This is a genomic window from Facklamia miroungae (assembly GCF_012396555.1).
GTDB lineage: Bacteria > Bacillota > Bacilli > Lactobacillales > Aerococcaceae > Facklamia > Facklamia miroungae.
In genome coordinates this window covers 175,079-192,630 of record NZ_JAAXPS010000002.1, presented here as the reverse complement: position 1 = coordinate 192,630, position 17,552 = coordinate 175,079, and the positions used below count along the sequence as shown (strand labels likewise).

The window sequence follows — 17,552 nt, the reverse complement described above, 5'->3', positions numbered from 1 at the left end:
GTCCCCTGAAGGAAGTTACCACCATAGAAAAAGCTTTCTTTGACTTTTCTATCCGTCAAAGAAAGCTTTTATAAAAGTATGATTTATGTAGTAATTATATAATTTGTTTCTTGGGCTTTCTTTTTAATCAACAAAGCTAATGACCAATACGCAAGTGTGATTAATAGCTCTATACCAATCATCCTCCAGTAATCTATCATCGCTCCTTGCGAAAAGTTAGTTGTTTCAGCGATAATTTGATTCGCTTTAACTGACCAAATAGGAGTCGCAAACGAAGAAACAAATTGAAGTTCATTAGGTATTAAATCTAGATCAACGAACAAACCAGACCCAAATGCTATTAATAAGCTAAAAAAATTACCTAAAAAATCGATAAGCCCTCTATTCGGGGCAATTACTGCAATGAAATAAGCCATAGCTTGTATACCCAATGTGGCGATAAAACTAGAAAGTAAGAAATAAAAAGCTCTTTGCGAAGCGAGGACTTCTCCACCGTAGAAAAGATAAGCTAGTAAAATCAAAACAATCCAAAAACCGATTGTATAACAGGTAGTTGCAAGAATCGTCTCAGTCAAACGACTTGATTCTTTTAACAAAGAATTTCTTTCACGTTTAATAACACTTTCCTGACGCATTGCCAATTCAACATACCCAAAATTATTGATAAAGTTCATCATGATAAAATACAAAATCATAGGCAGGAAGAGGAGGCCAAGGTACATTGTCTTTGAAGACTCTTTAGTTTGAGAACCTAGTAGGATTTCTATTTCAAAGTTCAAATTTCTTTCTAATTGGCTAAATACTTGATCGTAGTTCTTTTGGTCAACATCTTGTGGTAGATTATCAACCAACAATATGGCATTCACCATGAAAGATTCAATCAAGGAATCGATACGAATTTCATCCATCAGAGAATTATAGCTTTCCTTTTGCAATGGAATTACTGACTGACTTGTATCTAAAAGACTTTCGTTAAATCCTTCCGGAATAGTTAAAGCATAATTAATTTTACGATCAAAGAAAGCATCAGATATGGCTTCCGGAGTATTTTCAATTTCAACAATTTCAGCCCTTTGACTAAGAAAATGAATGAGAGTTTGGCTTGCCTTAGAAGAATGGTCGTTGTCAAAAATAGTTATTTGAGGATCTGCTAATTGAAACTGACTGTCGTTTTGTTCGCTCGTTGTTTGATATATTAGAGTGGCCAATAAAATAAAAACAAATAAGGAAACGAGAAAACGCGAGAAATTTGCTTTAATAATCTTAAAAAACAATTTAAAGACTGGCATAATCGGTCCTCCTTAATCCCAAATACGTTCCAATCATGCAAATGATAATGATCCCTATAATAATCAAAATGTTTTGATTGAAATGATTATAATTCGGATAATTATTTAGATAATATAAACTATCTGAAATAAGAGTCACAGGATTAATTTTATTTATCCAGGCAGCTTTTTGATTGACGAGAATCTTTACTGAATCCGACATCATCCCTGCCAAGAAAGAGAATAACAAAGGTAATAAAACAGATACAACATTATACAACCCTTGATTCCTTTTAAAGATGGCCGCACTAGTAGTCCCTAAAAGGAGCCCTAAAATCACACCTAATGTCGAAAGAATCAATATTCTTAAATAATCAATTCCAATCGGGGCATGAAAGATTTTGAAGATTAATAAAACGATGTAATTTACTAACAAACACGGAATCCCTCTTCCGATAAAGGTTGCTAAAAAACGTTTAAATTTATTAATAGGTGTCGTGGTCATCCTTAAAGCTTGGGCTGAGTGATAAGCCTCATTTTCTTCAATAATTGATGTCCCCATGGTCATAAAAAAGATACATAGATATCCAAATGTCGCATAATAAAAAACACTATTAGAAGAGGTATTCTTTTTTCTTGTTCGTTCCTTGATCATTTCCCCAGGGGATAAACCAGCTAATTTGAAATTATTATCCTGCCCATCAGATTTTGATTCACCCGCATTATGATGATTCACTAATTGGTTTGAAACCCCTTGAGATAATAATCCATAGGATTCTAATATAGTATATAAAACGGATGAGCGATAAGAATTTTTGAAGGCTGGATTGATCTCAATACTCATTTTATTAGCGAAATTATGATTATCAATTTTTATGGTTGCGAGAATTTGCTCGCTTTCTGAGAGTTTTCGTCCTTCATCTAAGTTGGTTACTTGTTGGTAAGCTATATATTTTACTTCCTTTTTATTTTGATCATTCTGAATCTTTTTATCATAATCTAATCCTTCTTTAGCGATATGACTGAAAGTCTCTTTTGCTAATTGTTCTTCAATTTGATTTCCTTCAATTACCAAGGCAACTCGTATGGGATCAAGATTAGAACCGGTATTTAGAATATTTGAAAGAGCCAAATTGATTACGATGGCAAATGCTATAGGAAATAAAATGCCATACAATGCTCCCTCCATACTGCGATAAAATAGTTTGGGAGTATAGGTCAAAATATGCTTAAACATTATCTCTTAACTCCTTTCCAGTTACTTCAAGAAAGACATCATTTAAACTCGGGCGTTTCACCGATATATTAAGCACTTCTACTTGGAAATCTTCTAGGATTCTTAATAATTGAATTAAATGACTCTGACCTTTTGAAAACACAAAATTTGCTTTACCATTTTCATAATTAAATGAAAGAAGACCTGGCAACTGACTTAATCGTTCCTTGGCTACTGAACCCAACTCAAAAATATCCATAGTAACTACTTCGCCCTTTGATGAAATATTTTTAATCTCTTCGGAAGTTCCTGTGATTATTTCCTTTCCCTTATCAATAATGGTTAATCGATCACAAAGATATTCGACTTCTTCCATATAATGAGTGGTATAAATAATCGTCTTGCCTTGATGGGCTAGATCCTTTATTCCTTCTAATATTCTACTTCGTGATTGTGGATCAACAGCTACTGTAGGCTCATCTAAGATGATCAGGTCTGGTCGATGAGCAATACCGCAAGCTAAATTTAAACGTCTTAATAATCCACCTGATAACTTTTTAGGACGGAATTTTCGAAAATCATCCAACTCTACGAATTTGATCGCATCATTTACAGCTTCCCTGCGGAGATTTTTATCTCTAATATACAATCCACAAAAATAATCAATATTTTCTTCCACTGATAATTCATCGTAAACGCCAATGTTTTGCATTACTAATCCAATTCGCTTTTTTATTTCATAGTTAGTTGGTGTCATTTCTTTTCCAAATAAATAAACACTCCCAGAGTCGTAGGATAATAAACTCAACATACAATTGATAACCGTTGTTTTCCCAGAACCATTTGGACCAAGTAATCCGTATATTTCACCTTCAGCCACAGATAATGATAAATGATCGACTGCTATCAAATCTTTATATCGCTTTACTAATTGATTAATTTCTACCAACATAATAATGCTCCTTTACTGTTAGCTTATTTAACTTAATTATCATTGAAAGACCCATAATTTACAAGCGAAATATGTCATCCTTTATAATGACAAATGTCACCATCTCTTAATCATTTCTATGGTAATATATTTTTAAAGGAGTGGGATCATCATGTCTAAACAAGAAGAATTTAGTCATTTCATTTTAATATTAACCCTTTATTGTTATCATACTGATCTTTCAACAAACAGCTACCCGATAATCGCGTTTTGTGTTTGCTTGATTCTTATTTCAATTCAAAAAATTTTACTGATTACGCTAAAAGAATCAGAAAAAAATAAAGGTTCTTTCAAAAAAAATTATTCTATAATAAAATTACTGTTTATATTTACTATTGGTATTTTAATAGTCATAGATAAAGATTTATTTGTCTTTCTTCCCGCATTTTATTTTCTCCTTGAATTAAGTAGTAAGGCCTCCTATTTCTATTTCTTCTTAATCCCTTTCGCAGCCTTACTTGCTGGTGCCTCACTGGAGCAATTTCTCTTTATTCTAGGTCAATCTTATCTAACTAGTTTATTAAATACTGTTATTATGAACAACAAGCAATTCAAAAATAAATCTTACCATGAAATAGACCGCTTAAGAATTATCAATGAAAATAGGAAACATGAACAAGAAACATTAATTAAGGCACAAGATGATCTCATTGCTAATTCGATTCTGAAAGAGCGAAGCCGTATTATAAATGAAATCCATGACATTCTAGGCCATCAACTCTCTTCAGCAATTATTCAAATCGCAGCATTAGAATATGTGATTACTGATCAAAATATCAAAAATTCGCTTCTTAATCTTAAAGATACACTCAATAGCTCAATGAATAATATTCGTTCTGTTATTCATGTTGAAAAAGCAAACTCGATTAATTTAAAATTTGAAATTCAAACTCTAGTCGATCAATTCACTAAATGTAACATACACTTTACCTATAAAAATACTGCTAATTTTTCCAATCAAGCCATTCATTCCATCGTAAATATCATTAAAGAAGCCTTAACAAATATTAATAAACATTCCAATGCTAGTTATGTAACCCTTTCAGTTCAAGAAACAGACAAATATGTTATACTACTAATTGTGGATAATGGCAACCAGATTGAGGATTTTTCGACTTGTCAAAAAGGAATCGGACTTATGATTATGGAAGAACGTGTACAACGCTTAAAAGGAAATTTACATATCATAACTGATAATGGTTTTCGTATATTTATTAAAATTCCAAAGGAGCTAAATGATGAAACTAATGATTGTTGATGATGATGCTTTAGTAACTTCTGGGTTAAAAACAATTATCGAAATGGGTAGCAAAGAACTTGATGATCCTATCAAAATCATAGCAGTCGGACATGATGGTCAAGAGGCGATTAACTTGTATAACAATAACGAAATAGATATCATTCTTATGGACATTCGAATGCCAGTAATGAATGGTCTAGAAGCCGGTAAAGAACTTTTACAACTTGATCCCCAAGTCAAAATAATTTATTTGACAACTTTTCAAGAAGACGAATATATTATTGAAGCCTTACGCATCGGTTCAAAAGGTTATCTATTAAAAACAGACTATCAAAGTCTTATTCCAGCTATTCGAGCAGTTAATAACGGCCATAGAGTTTTTGGTGATGAAATCATTGCAAAATTACCTCAATTTATCGATTCATCCCCACACCGCTCTACTCTTGATCCTTTAACGAATACCGAAAATCAATTAGTACATTGGCTTGCCCAAGGTCTAAGTAATAAGGAAATTGCAGAAAAAATGCACTTTTCGCAAGGAACTATCCGTAATTATTTATCAGTTATTCTTGAAAAATTGAACTTACGCGATCGTACCCAATTGGTTATCTACTATTATAAACATTTATCTGAATAAAAAAGACTTCGGAAAATCCGAAGTCTTTTAATTGAAATCGTTTATATTACTTCTCTTCATCTATAACATCATGTAGTGCGTCTGCAACAAATTGAACATTGGTTCCAATAATTACGTGGGCTGCATTTTTTCCCATAATCTTTACACCCGCAGCGCCAGAAGACTTAATTTTTTCTTGGTCAATAACTGATGTATCTTTAACATTCAGGCGAAGACGTGTCGCACAATTGGTAAAGTTTTCAATGTTGTCTTTACCGCCTAATGCTTCAAGAATACGGCGAGCTTGTTGGTATTCTTTTTCTGTTTTTAAACTATTAGAATTTTCAGCTTTATTAGCCAGTTTATGCTCTTTAAAACTATCCTCGTCTTTATCAGAGTCAAATGAAAGTGGACCTTTACGACCAGGTGAAGCCAAATCTAACTTTTCTATCAAGAAAGAGAATACTAGATAATATAAGACCGCAAATAATAAACCTTGAATGATCAACATATAAGGTTTATTTGCAAGTTTTAAATTCATTGATAATAGAAAATCAATTGCTCCCGCTGAGAATGTAAATCCTGCAATCCACTGCATGAATGCTGCAATACTTAATGACAACATTGTTAAAAATGCATGAGCTAAATACAAAACAGGAGCTACAAACATGAACGAGAATTCAATAGGTTCGGTAACACCTGTTACAAATGCTGCGACTGCACCTGCTAAATATAATGATCCAACTTCTTTACGGTACTTAGGATCTGCCTTCCGATAAATCGCAAAACCAGCTGCCGGTAGTCCAAACATCATTACAGGGAAGAAACCAGCCTGATACATTCCCGTGATTCCTTTAACACCAGTCGATTGCCATAAATTAGCAATATCATCAATCCCTATTAAATCAAACCAAAATACAGCATTTAATGCATGATGTAACCCAGTTGGAATTAAAAGACGATTAAAGAAACCATATAAACCTGCACCAAACCAGCCCATACCCGAAATCCAAGTTCCGAAAGATACTAGTCCTTCATAAACCGGTGGCCAAATAAAATATAAAATAGCTGAAACTACGACCATGGCAAAAGAAGTAAGAATCGGAACGAGCCGTCGACCTGAGAAAAAAGCAAAGGCATCAGGTAAACGTGTCTTTGAAAACTTGTTATAAAGTGCTGAAGCAGTAAGACCAGAAATTATTCCAATAAAAACATTTTCTATATTATCAAAGGCATAAGATAATTCATCAACTGGAACGTTTACAATATTAGCTAAATGTGTTGGCTTCAATAAATTAGTAACCATTAAATACGCAACTAAACCTGATAAAGCACTTGACCCATCGCGATCTTTGGACATACCTATGGCAACTCCCAAAGCAAATAGAATACCCAAATGACCTAAAATCGTATCGCTTCCAGTAGTTAGCAGGGAACTTAACTGTGAATTAATATTTAGGCGATCTGGTCCTAGCGTTACACCAATCCCCGAAAGTAATCCGGCTACAGGAAGTACGGCAACAGGTAACATTAATGACCGTCCCAACCTTTGTAAATATTGATACATAATCTCATCTCCTTTATTTTTTTCAATTATAATATACCTTAATTTCGAAGCGTTTTCAATGAAAAACATAAATTTGTTCTTAATATTTAAATTATATTGACTAAAAAATTTTTACAAACATTACTTATAATCTCAAAAATAAAAAAAACGACAAACTATAAAGTTTGTCGTTTGAATAGGTATTTAGTTAAATTATGCTACTACTGACACGTTACTAGCTTGTAGTCCGCGTTCACCAGTTTCAACATCAAAAGTAACTTTTTGGCCTTCTTCTAAAGTTTTGAAGCCTTCGTTGTTAATAGCAGAGAAATGTACGAATACATCTTCACCATTTTCTTGTTCGATAAAGCCAAAACCTTTTTCTGAGTTAAACCATTTTACTGTTCCATTATTCATAAATGAAATCCTCCTTGCGCTAAGCGCGATTTTTTTGCAGATGTTACATAAGATAAAGAAAAGGATTAATTATGATAATGAATTAAACTTTTAAATATTTTATTACTCTCTACCTTTACAAGTATACATCCAAATCATTTGGAAGTCAACTTAAATGATCTCTATAATTAATGTAACTAAAGAAATTATTATAATAATGCTAAATGAGCATTTACAGCAGTCTGTAAGAAGTCTAAAGTACCTTGAGGTGCTTTGCCATCTTTTAATAAATCTGGGGAATTGGATAAAATAACTTCAGGTTGTCCAACTGCCTTCATATTTAAGAAACCTAGAGATTTATGAACATCTTTATTAGCCATAGCTCCACCTAAAACAGAAATGGAGTGAGACGCTACCAGTGCTGGTTTGCCACCCCAAACTGATTCACCCCAAGGACGAGAAGCAACATCTAAAGCATTTTTTAATGCAGCTGACATCGTACGATTATGTTCTGGAGTAACAAACAAGATTAAGTCTTGACGCTTCACAGCTTCACGAAAATCGGTATACGCTTGAGGCGAATTTTCATCATAGTCTTGATTGTATAACGGTAAATTAGCAATGTCTAAATATTCAACTTCTGTTTCCTCGGGATATAAAGATACTATATTGTCTGCCCATTGTTTTGAAAAAGAATTTTTACGAGTTGATCCTACAATTACACCTAGTTTTGTCATTTTTATCATCCTTTATAAATGTATTTGTTCAACTGCATAACTTATTGAACAATTTGATTTTATCTCGAATTCGAAATAAAATCAAGTGTAATGTCTCGGTTTTTAAATTCTTTTAGGGATTATTTTTCATCCCAATAAGACATATCAGGCAGCATAGGAACGACTTCTCTTTTGAAGAAGGCGCGTCCAGTCTTACCAGAGTATTGACCAATTTGATATTCTTTAAAGTTTGTCGCTTCTTTAAAAGCTGGAATTTGATATAGATTTTTAACATACCGCCATAAATTTGGTAAATCTTGCAGCTTATACTGGAATAGGCCGTAAATTGGATAATATAACAAATCATGGCGAATTAGTGGTGTATATAAAACTATATCCGCTTCCGTTAATCGATCACCTAATAAAAATTGATTGGCAAAGAAATGTTGATCGAGTTCTTTCAGCGATTTAAAATAGGCTTTTGCATTCTCGTCAAATTCTTCTTGTGAACGCGTATACCCAGCTCCACTTGCTCGACCTAAGACATTCGTAATCACCCATTGTATCCACTCATCCACTTCTTTTTGTATATCTTTCGGATATAAATCAGGTGCTCCATCACCATGAAGTGGTTTAAAACGAGTGGTAAAATCGCGTAATATATCTAATGACTCTGAATTCACAACCTGATTATTAGTAGTATCTACCAAGGCTGGAACAGAAAAAGGCCCTTCATAATCTGGATCAGTATTTTTATATAGTTCAGAAACAAATTCAACGCCTAAGACGGGATCTTTTCCGTCTTTTTGATTTGAAAAATCCCAAATGCGCTTTGTTTTAATTGAACTAGTAAGAGCTAAGCCAATTACTTTATCCAAACCTAAAAGACGTCTGGCAATTTCGGCCCTTTGGGCATAAGGGCATGGGAAGGCAAAAGCCAAACGGTAACGATTAGCTTCAATAGGATAAGCAAAATCTTCTTTATAAACTTTTGACATATAATCAACTCCTTTTATTTATTATAACAGTCTCCTACTTTACTTGTGACTTTCTTGCTCACTGTCCTCAATTATTCTACTTAGGCTTTCAACAAAACGATCACGGTCATCTTTGGTAAATTTACCGGTACCTTTATTTTTCTTTCCGGCCTTACGCATTTTTTGGCCAAGGTGTCTTTCAAACAAGAGTTGATCGATATTAAACTCATCATATACCTTTCCTGAATGATGAATTACCTTATATTTTGAAAACAATAAAGAAGCTAGACCATAATCTTGTGTAACTACGATATCGTCCTTTTTTGCAATTGAAAGTAGATAATAATCGACTGCTTCGATACCTGGTTCGATATAAATCACCTGAAGGTATTTGGAGTCAATAATATGACTAGAATAATGGTCGGTTGTTGTAACCATAATCACATCAACTCCATAGTACTCACCGATCTTAATCGTTTCTTCTTTAACTGGACAAGCATCCGCATCAATTAAAATTCGCATAATCTCTCCTTTTTCAAACTGAAAAGTTTTTAAAAACATAAGAAGACTAATTTATTGCATTATAAAGATTTCTCCAAAAAATAACAACCATGGATGATATTGCTTAAAAAAAAGAGCCACTAGCAGAATACTAGTGACCCTAATCTAGAATAATCTAGATAGTTAAACTATTTATTTAAAGAACGGATTAGTCTTCAAATACAGTTTGTTCTGTAACTTCAGTAGTTAAAGCTTTTAAAGCCTTATCTACTAAATGAGTACGTAATTTATATTCTTCTTCCTTAGATAATGAAGGATTACCTAATGGGTGAGGAATGGCGATTGCAGGGATAATACGGTTAGCTCCTACAGTTAATGAGATAGGTGTAACTGTACAAATATGAACCACAGGTAGACCAGTTTTTTCGATTTCTTTTACCATTGTTGCTCCGCAACGAGTACAAGTACCTCAAGTAGAGGTTAAAATAACTGCATCTACATTATGCTCATGTAAGTCTTTAGCAATTTCAGCAGCATAAGCTTTTGAAGAAGCTACGGCTGTACCGTTACCTACTGTTGAATAATAGAAGTTGTGTAATTCACCAATTTCTCCATTACGCTCTTTTTCACGTAATACGTCAACAGGAATAACACGGTCAGCGTCTTGGTTTGCATAAACTGGGTCATGTCCACCGTGAGCTGTCTCATATTCGCCTTCTTTTAGGTCTTGAACACCAGTGATGTCATAGCGTCCATATTTAGAAGCAGAAGAAGATTCAATATGGTCTGGGTTACCAAATGGAACGATACCACCTGAAGTAACGATTGCAATTTTAGCTTTTGATAGATCCTTAATTGCTTTACCAGGTTCAACATTGTCAAAGTCTGGCATTGGGAATTCTGAAGTGAATTCGTCACCAGCTAATTTCTTAACTAACATGTTAACTGCACGTTTAGAACCACGCTCTTCAGTAGTAAAGTTCTTACGATGACGTTCGAAGTACTCATCAGTAGTTGGGTCTAGTTCTTGTTCAGTCAAGATCTTGTTTACGACATTTGCAATAGCTGGAATAGCTTTACGCATTGTAGCAGCAGAATTACCAGTCTTAACAATGTAAGGAACTTTCTTATACATGTCAACACCAGGGTTTTCTTCGTACATACCAGCAACTGCAGGAATATTCAATTCTTGCATTACAGCTGTTGCAACAGCACCTGCAGCAACACCGTAACGACCAGCGTTAAATGCTGGACCGGCGATGACTAATTCTGGATCAAATGACTTAATCATTTCCAAAACTTCTTTAATTGCTTCTGGGTTTTCGTTGAAGTATGAATCTCCACAAACTACTGTACCAACGATTTCACCGTTTTCAGCAATTGCGCCATTAATTCCAACACCAGGTCCTACAACGCCTTCTTGTTTGAAAGGTTTTGTATCAGCTTTTTCTTCTCCACCAATACCTGCGTAGAATTGGTTAATATAATGAACTATACGTTTTTTTGTCATGGTTTTACCTCCTTATTTAAATATTATACACCGCGAGCAGTACGCTTGTTGAAGCCTAATTCATTTGTAGCTCCAGTAATGGCTTGAATTTCAACTTCAATTTCTCCGTTTTCGCGTAAGCTTCCGTCAAATCCACCGGCAATTGTATCGACATAATCTAATGAGCCGATTACTTTGTCCATTGGAGGTAATACAACTACTTCGTTAGCGTTTCCACCAGTAACAACAGCATCTGCAGCTTTGTCAGCATCCGCTAAACCTTGAGAAGCACCATCACGACCAGCATACTCGTCAGTTACGATAACTGTCTTAACACCTTCAGCTTCGATTTTCTTAGTATTCATAATTAAGTCAGTATCTGGGTTACCGAATCCTTCTTGAGATACAATTACACCATCTAAACCTAAGAATGAACATAACTTAGAAGTCCAGTCTGATGAACGCTTTTTGTCATTTAAGTAAACAGCTTCGTTAGTGATAATTACACCCATGAAGTTGATATCTTTACCATGACGCTCATACAAATCTTCGATGATTGGATTATTTAAGTGGTGGTAAGTTGTGTTTTTATCACAAGCAGATACACAGTTACCAGAAATAATTGCTCCGTCCATTACTTCTGTTGGATAAAGGATTGAAGGAACGATATGTTTTGCGTCAGTTCCATATACATAAGTATCATGTAATAATCCTTGAGTTTGTAACATATATACATATCCCACTTTTGGAAGTTCTGGATATTCAGCAATTTGTTCTAATAAAGGCTTAGTTTCATAGGTTACAACTTCATCTGGTTCGATTGAAGCAGATAATTTACCTAAGTGTTTAGCAACTTTTAGTCCAGCTTCACGAACAGCTTGCTCATAAGAGTGAGTTTTTACATTTTCAGCTGGCTCAACAACTAAACAGATGTTGATTAATTGAGAAAATGGTGTTAATTCAGCACCAGGACCTTGCATATCAACAATACCTTCTTGGAAACCTACAATTTTACCAACTGTAGCTACTGCACAACCTTTTAAAGCGTGAGTGCGGCCTTCACCAACACGGTCTACTTTACTGACAACACCTGGGAAGATTTCTGAATTTGAATCAACTTTACAACGTGGCTCGATAACGTCTTTGATAGGTGTGATACGTACTGACTCACCAGGTTTTGCTATTTCGATTGAAACCTTTGCGATATGATCGTCTTCTAAAACGATATTTTTAATTTCTTCTTCGTTGATGTATAATACATTGCTTTCAACTTTGGATTGATCAGCAAGTTTTACATCATTAATTTGAATTTTACCTAATTCAAGTTTCATTCAATCACCTCTATTGTTATTTTCTAAATTTGGGAGTTAGTTAAAGCGTAATTCTGGTGAAAAACGAATACGCTGTAATGTACTCTCCATTAAATCTAAATCGATCGTAGCAAAATCCTCCAAGACTGAATCCAGCCAATTTGGAGTTGCACGGTCCTTAATGAATTTTTCATACACAGTAATGGCTTGTTCAATGATTTCGAGACTTTCAAGATCGATTTGTGATTGTTTAGTAGTAGTGATAATTATTGATTTGTAGAAAGTTTCGTTAGGCTTGATCGAACCACTAAGCGGATGAGTCAACAATACATAATGTTCATTAATTATGAGCTTTTTAGTCTCATATAGAACATCTCCATAGTCTCCGTCAATAAAAATGACAGGACATTGGTCGATTGTTTCTTTCACTTTCGGATTATTCGATATGATTTTCATGGTTTCACCTCTAGACGCCAGTGCTTGACATTTCTTCAAGAATGATTCGCATCAGTCTTTTATAAATGTTAAGAACAAAGCCAAATTATGGCCGCACTCTCCTTAGTTCTTGTGAACATTATAACAAAAACTTATATAGTTTACAAGAATAATACCAAATAAAGTAGACTTTAAAGTAAGGTCATATTTTTAAAAAAAATTTAATTATCAATAACTGTCTGATTGTTTGATAGTAAAAACGATTGCTTGTTAATTAATCAATAGCAGACATATTCACCAAATTTATGAGTATAGCTATCTTTTCAGAAGTTCTAGCAATCTATTTTCAAAGATTTCATACCCTGCTTTTGTTAGATGAATACCATCTATAGTAAATTCGCTAGCAATATTTCCAGAATGATTATACATTTGCTCCCATGTAAGAATCTTTGTGTGATAATTTTCTGATATATTTATAATTTCTTGATTAACCCAGTCAATTTTGTTTGGCTTTAATCTATCGGTTTCCTTAGTTTGAATAATTTGTGAAAGTATGATATCAATTTCTGGGTTGATCCGTTGAATCAGTTGTACTATTAGTTTGAGATATTTTATTACGCCTTCTTGTTTCATTTGATAATAAAGTTCATTAATACCAAACATAATAAGAACCGCCTCACTATTTTTTAGCGCTTCACTTCTATCTTTAGCAATTTTCAAACCATCCTTAGCGATAATTCCTTGCTTTGAAATATTTCTTATCTGCCAATCTCCAAGTGTATTCTTTGTGTACAAAGAAAGAATAGAATGACCAAGAAAAATTAATGTTTTCATTATATCTCCTTTCGTATTTCTATATTAATTAAAAATAATTCTACTGGATTTTGATAGGTTCAGATCATATCATTAGAGAAATTAGATATTTATGCTTTTGATCTCCTAAATGATAAAGTAGTATTGAATCATTTTGATTGCTATAATAATCTTATCAATTATTAAAAAAATTCCAAGTCTGAAAGGAATTCAACAAATTTAAAATATGAAGTAATTGGGAAAGAAGGTACCTTATGGCAAAAAGAGAATATTTATATTTAACTTTTAACTCAACAACAGATGCTATGGCAGCTGAAAGCTTGTTTAAAGAAAGCAATATTAAGGGACGCTTAGTTATTATTCCTCGTGAATTATCGGCTGGTTGTGGTATGGCCTGGCGTTCTGACCCTGCATACAGAACTGAGCTTATTCAAGTTGCTAAACAAAACAATATCACTTTAAATCAAGTAGAAATATTATAAGTTAATTAAAAGAACAAGAGATTTTATAAACTTTTACCCTCTTTTTGTTAAATAATTAACTTGTTTTCTATTTTTGTTTGATCAGGTATTTAATCGTTTATCATATCTGTTATAATGGATAGTGTAATTTATAAACGAAGGAGAATACTGATGTTAAAGACGATTAAAATCAACTTTGAAACAATTGAATTGATGGATTTTTACTGGCAAACTGCAGCACGTAGAGAAAAGTTAGCTGATACATACCTCTTAGATATTGCTAACCGTCCTGAAATGGAAGCAGTTTATACGGATGGATTTGACCAAAATTCTGTACGAAAAGTTTTATCAGCAGTGATTAATTATGAACCTGTTAATGAAGCAACTGAAAAGGAACTTGAGTTTTATCAATCAAATAAGTTCTTTGCTGATGATCCTGGAAATGTGGAACTTACTTTACCAACCGTAAAAACACTAAATGTCGATGCACTAAAAGAAGCATTCTCTGGTGAAACTAAATATGAAGAAGTAAATATTCATTTTGTTCCATCATATAATATGGTTGATAAAATTGACAACAGTACCTTAACTATTAATTTCTTTAAACTTGGTGTGGATTTTTCTGATTTTGAAACCGTTCTTATTGAAGGCCAACCCCTTAAAGAATATATTCAAAATAAACTGAGTGAAATGTTATAAAAATTAAGGAGTGATGAATTAAAATTGATCACTCCTTTTTAATACTTAAACAGAGCTCCTCATTGAATGAGGAGCTCTGTTTAGTCTGAATTTATTTGATTACATGAAACCTGCATCTTTAACAACTTGATGAGCTTTCTCAGCATTTTCATCGCTAACCATTACGATAGGACCTGAACATCCCATACCAGATTCAGCATAAATGCCTTCTTTCCATAAAGCTTTAACAGCATCTTCAAGGTCTAAAACATCTATTCCATTTAATTGTGCAGTAACGACTTCTTTAGCTGGAGCTTTAATCTCTTCTTCAGCTACTGCAGCTTTCGGTTGTAATCCCTCACGGACTGAAGCTAAACCGGCCTTTTTAGCTGCTTCATATTCCTGCTTAGCAACAGAGACCAATTTACCTTTTGCCATTTGGAAAGCGTATTTCAAGGCATTAGCAATAACAGGTGCGCCAGATGCACGTGAAACGATATTAATGATATGGTCATACCCATCACCTACACCAGGTCCATATCCGAATCCTGTTGTTTCATAAGTTCCACCTGAAGTATACGATCCAAATAATTTCATTAAGATATTCCCTGTTAATGAGTCACATACCATAACATCGGCAGAACCTAATAATAGGTCGTTACCACGTAATACAACACCACCATCAGAGCGAGCAGACTCACCAAAAGTAATGTCATAGCCCTTTTCTTGTAATTGTCTCAATGCGCGTTCTACAGTATTTGCTCCATCAACATTAACAATTCCTACAGTTGGGTTCTTGATTCCTTTTGCTTTAGCAACTGCAATACCGTTAATTGTATTTAAAACCATAGCTTCTGCACGAACAGTAGCAGTCGTACCTGTTGTAGTCGCAATAAACATTTCACGTCCTAAAGCAGGAGAAATCACACGACCAACAGTAGATACACCAATTGGGAAAGTATGATGAAGTGTAACTGCACCATGAATAGTTCCATCATTTAATAATTTATTCAGCATTTCTTCAACTGCTGTTTCATCATTCGCTTCATAATGTTCGTATTCTTCGGTCCAATCTAATTTTTCACCAATCAGAACAACTTCAAACATACCTTCTGACTTGGCAAGAGCAGCTGCTTCACGCATAACATCAAACCCTAGTTCAGAGCCATTGATGGTTAGACCAATTTTAATTGAAGGTCCAACTTGACCGCTCTCTAACGTATGAGCTAATTCGTTTAAAACATCTTTAATTGCTTGATTCACTTGGTTAGACATGCGTATTGCTCACCTCTATTCTTCTTCTGATGAAAAGTTTTCAGCAAATTGACGTAATGCTTTAGCAACTTCTGCTTTAACAACTTCTTTCAAGTCACCATCTACACCCGCTGCTTCAACTTCTCCTGAGTTACGTTCAATAATTACAGATACACCATCAAATAAGTTAGTCATACGGCCTAAGAATAATGAACCTTTACCAACAATCATCGCACGATTAATATCTGAATCACTTGTCATATCATCGTAGGCAAATCCTAAATAAGGCGCTCCTGAAGGGATATGACCTTGAGTTGGTGCCCAACCAGGAATACCTTTTTCTGCTACGAAATTACCTAATTCGGCACGTTCAATTTCTTTGCGAAGAACACCTACTGCACCAATCATTTTTAGGTTAGCAGTCGGTACATCACCGGCACCAGCAGACTTAGTAATGTCTGGGTTCTGCATTTCAACTGAGAAGATATCGATATCTGGAATAGTTAAACCGGCCTTGTCTAATGGATCGCCAACTAATGCAGTCATTACAGCTTGAGGTGATGAACCAGATGAAACTGTATGACGACCAGCAACTTCAGTACGGATAACTGGACTCTTACCATCGTTTTGAGACACTAAGAAAGCTACACCTGCTACTGAATCTTCTAATAATGGCATATCTTTTTCAAAGTGAGACTTACCATTCATTCCTAATTTAGCAGTTGAACCACCAGCTACTACCGCAACAGCTTTATAAGTACCTGCCTTTACAAGCGAAGCTGCGTTAATTAAAGCATGTGTTGGTGCACCACAGAAAGCACGTAAGTCTGAGCCAGAAGCATTTGTAAGTCCGCAAAGCTCAGCAATCGCTTTAGCCATGTTACCTCCACCACGTTGGTTCATATCGCCAATAGCCTCTTCAGAACACTCAATAACGTACTCGATATCTTCAGCATTTAAGTCCTCAGTATCACGTAATAAGTGACGTAAAGAAAGGACACCGGATGCTTTATTAACTAAATTTTCTAGCATAACATGGGCATTTAAGTTCGGATCAATATCATGTGCACGTGATACAACCCCAACCAATTCACCTTCATAGTATAAGCCTTCTGCAGCGTATTCGTCGATGTGCTTTTGTAACCATTCTGCAGATTCGATATTTTTGATTTTTGCTACATCTTCTTTGAAGATTTCGTTTTCAGCCATTACTTCTTTAACTTTAGCAGCAAATCCTTCTTCAAGGTAAACTAAATCAAAAACGTCAACGATAGAAAGTAAACCATAGAATTCTAACTCAGGCATGATTTCGCCACGTTTTGAATAACGTTTTCCTTCAGCCTTTGTTTTGAAACGAGGTTCTTCGATCTTTTTCAATTCAGAATAATGCATATTGTTAATATATGTTTGGTTGTTTGGATCGGTTAAAACTTCTTCATATGAACGTAAATGCTTGTCTAGATTCTTAAGATATTCAGAATCCGGAGTGGTAATACGTTCGGTCGATTGAGTTGTACCATTATGAATTAACATGTTTGGTGTATGTGCAAGTGTATAAGCTGCACCTTTCAATACTGGAAGAGTCATTTGCATTCTCCTTTTTTATAGTTAGTTTATATTGTTTATTATTTCACATAACAGGTAA

18 protein-coding genes are annotated in these 17,552 nt (G+C 34.3%); 4 read left to right on the top strand and 14 right to left on the bottom strand.

The window, feature by feature from the left end; genetic code table 11:
• Positions 1 to 83: 83 nt before the first annotated feature.
• From HF969_RS02990 to HF969_RS02980, 3 genes are read right to left on the bottom strand one after another with little or no spacing between them, the layout of a single operon-like run.
• Positions 84 to 1,289 carry an ABC transporter permease gene (locus HF969_RS02990; protein ID WP_090289289.1) on the bottom strand — a complete coding sequence of 402 codons (1,206 nt, stop codon included), beginning with the start codon at positions 1,287 to 1,289 and terminating at the stop codon, positions 84 to 86.
• Positions 1,276 to 2,505 (bottom strand): ABC transporter permease, encoded by a 1,230-nt coding sequence (locus HF969_RS02985; protein WP_090289288.1) that lies wholly within the window; start codon positions 2,503 to 2,505, stop codon positions 1,276 to 1,278. The genes HF969_RS02990 and HF969_RS02985 overlap by 14 nt, the downstream gene beginning before the upstream one ends.
• Entirely contained in the window at positions 2,498 to 3,436 is a 939-nt protein-coding gene (locus HF969_RS02980; RefSeq protein WP_090289287.1) for an ABC transporter ATP-binding protein, read from the bottom strand. Before HF969_RS02980 ends, HF969_RS02985 begins: the two co-directional genes overlap by 8 nt.
• 151 nt (positions 3,437 to 3,587) lie before the next feature.
• Here HF969_RS02980 and HF969_RS02975 point away from each other — a divergent pair, with 151 nt between their 5' ends.
• Positions 3,588 to 4,733 carry a sensor histidine kinase gene (locus tag HF969_RS02975; protein WP_090289286.1) on the top strand — a complete coding sequence of 382 codons (1,146 nt, stop codon included), beginning with the start codon at positions 3,588 to 3,590 and terminating at the stop codon, positions 4,731 to 4,733.
• Positions 4,714 to 5,352: a response regulator transcription factor gene (locus HF969_RS02970; RefSeq protein ID WP_090289285.1), complete on the top strand. Its 639-nt coding sequence runs from the start codon at positions 4,714 to 4,716 to the stop codon at positions 5,350 to 5,352. The genes HF969_RS02975 and HF969_RS02970 overlap by 20 nt, the downstream gene beginning before the upstream one ends.
• 46 nt (positions 5,353 to 5,398) lie before the next feature.
• Here HF969_RS02970 and nagE read toward each other — a convergent pair whose 3' ends face one another.
• The 9 genes from nagE to HF969_RS02925 form a co-directional block, all read right to left on the bottom strand.
• Positions 5,399 to 6,898, bottom strand: coding sequence for an N-acetylglucosamine-specific PTS transporter subunit IIBC (gene nagE, locus HF969_RS02965; protein WP_090289284.1), 1,500 nt, complete (start codon positions 6,896 to 6,898; stop codon positions 5,399 to 5,401).
• A gap of 192 nt (positions 6,899 to 7,090) precedes the next feature.
• Positions 7,091 to 7,294: a cold-shock protein gene (locus HF969_RS02960; RefSeq protein WP_090289283.1), complete on the bottom strand. Its 204-nt coding sequence runs from the start codon at positions 7,292 to 7,294 to the stop codon at positions 7,091 to 7,093.
• Positions 7,295 to 7,482: 188 nt separating this feature from the next.
• Positions 7,483 to 8,010, bottom strand: a complete 528-nt coding sequence (locus tag HF969_RS02955; RefSeq protein ID WP_090289282.1) for an NADPH-dependent FMN reductase — start codon at positions 8,008 to 8,010, stop codon at positions 7,483 to 7,485.
• Between the two features lie 119 nt (positions 8,011 to 8,129).
• Positions 8,130 to 8,987, bottom strand: coding sequence for a glutathione S-transferase C-terminal domain-containing protein (locus HF969_RS02950; RefSeq protein ID WP_090289281.1), 858 nt, complete (start codon positions 8,985 to 8,987; stop codon positions 8,130 to 8,132).
• Between the two features lie 39 nt (positions 8,988 to 9,026).
• Positions 9,027 to 9,488: a YaiI/YqxD family protein gene (locus HF969_RS02945; protein ID WP_168427148.1), complete on the bottom strand. Its 462-nt coding sequence runs from the start codon at positions 9,486 to 9,488 to the stop codon at positions 9,027 to 9,029.
• Positions 9,489 to 9,675: 187 nt separating this feature from the next.
• The gene (grdB, locus tag HF969_RS02940; protein ID WP_090289279.1) at positions 9,676 to 10,977 is read right to left on the bottom strand and encodes a glycine reductase complex selenoprotein B; all 1,302 of its coding nucleotides are present in this window, start codon (positions 10,975 to 10,977) and stop codon (positions 9,676 to 9,678) included.
• 23 nt (positions 10,978 to 11,000) lie between these two features.
• Positions 11,001 to 12,287, bottom strand: coding sequence for a glycine/sarcosine/betaine reductase component B subunit (locus HF969_RS02935; protein ID WP_090289278.1), 1,287 nt, complete (start codon positions 12,285 to 12,287; stop codon positions 11,001 to 11,003).
• Positions 12,288 to 12,323: 36 nt separating this feature from the next.
• Positions 12,324 to 12,722 carry a GrdX family protein gene (locus HF969_RS02930; RefSeq protein WP_090289277.1) on the bottom strand — a complete coding sequence of 133 codons (399 nt, stop codon included), beginning with the start codon at positions 12,720 to 12,722 and terminating at the stop codon, positions 12,324 to 12,326.
• A gap of 294 nt (positions 12,723 to 13,016) precedes the next feature.
• Positions 13,017 to 13,535, bottom strand: a complete 519-nt coding sequence (locus HF969_RS02925; protein WP_090289276.1) for an SGNH/GDSL hydrolase family protein — start codon at positions 13,533 to 13,535, stop codon at positions 13,017 to 13,019.
• A 233-nt stretch (positions 13,536 to 13,768) separates the two neighbouring features.
• On the opposite strand from HF969_RS02925, the gene HF969_RS02920 reads away from it, so the two are divergent.
• Positions 13,769 to 13,996: a putative Se/S carrier protein gene (locus tag HF969_RS02920; RefSeq protein ID WP_090289275.1), complete on the top strand. Its 228-nt coding sequence runs from the start codon at positions 13,769 to 13,771 to the stop codon at positions 13,994 to 13,996.
• Between the two features lie 150 nt (positions 13,997 to 14,146).
• Positions 14,147 to 14,674, top strand: a complete 528-nt coding sequence (locus HF969_RS02915; protein WP_090289274.1) for a TDE2712 family protein — start codon at positions 14,147 to 14,149, stop codon at positions 14,672 to 14,674.
• Positions 14,675 to 14,773: 99 nt separating this feature from the next.
• Here the strand turns inward: HF969_RS02915 and grdD are convergent, their stop codons facing one another.
• Both grdD and grdC read right to left on the bottom strand, forming a co-directional pair.
• The gene (gene grdD, locus HF969_RS02910; protein ID WP_090289273.1) at positions 14,774 to 15,928 is read right to left on the bottom strand and encodes a glycine/sarcosine/betaine reductase complex component C subunit alpha; all 1,155 of its coding nucleotides are present in this window, start codon (positions 15,926 to 15,928) and stop codon (positions 14,774 to 14,776) included.
• 15 nt (positions 15,929 to 15,943) lie between these two features.
• Positions 15,944 to 17,494 carry a glycine/sarcosine/betaine reductase complex component C subunit beta gene (gene grdC / locus HF969_RS02905; protein WP_090289272.1) on the bottom strand — a complete coding sequence of 517 codons (1,551 nt, stop codon included), beginning with the start codon at positions 17,492 to 17,494 and terminating at the stop codon, positions 15,944 to 15,946.
• Positions 17,495 to 17,552 lie beyond the last annotated feature (58 nt).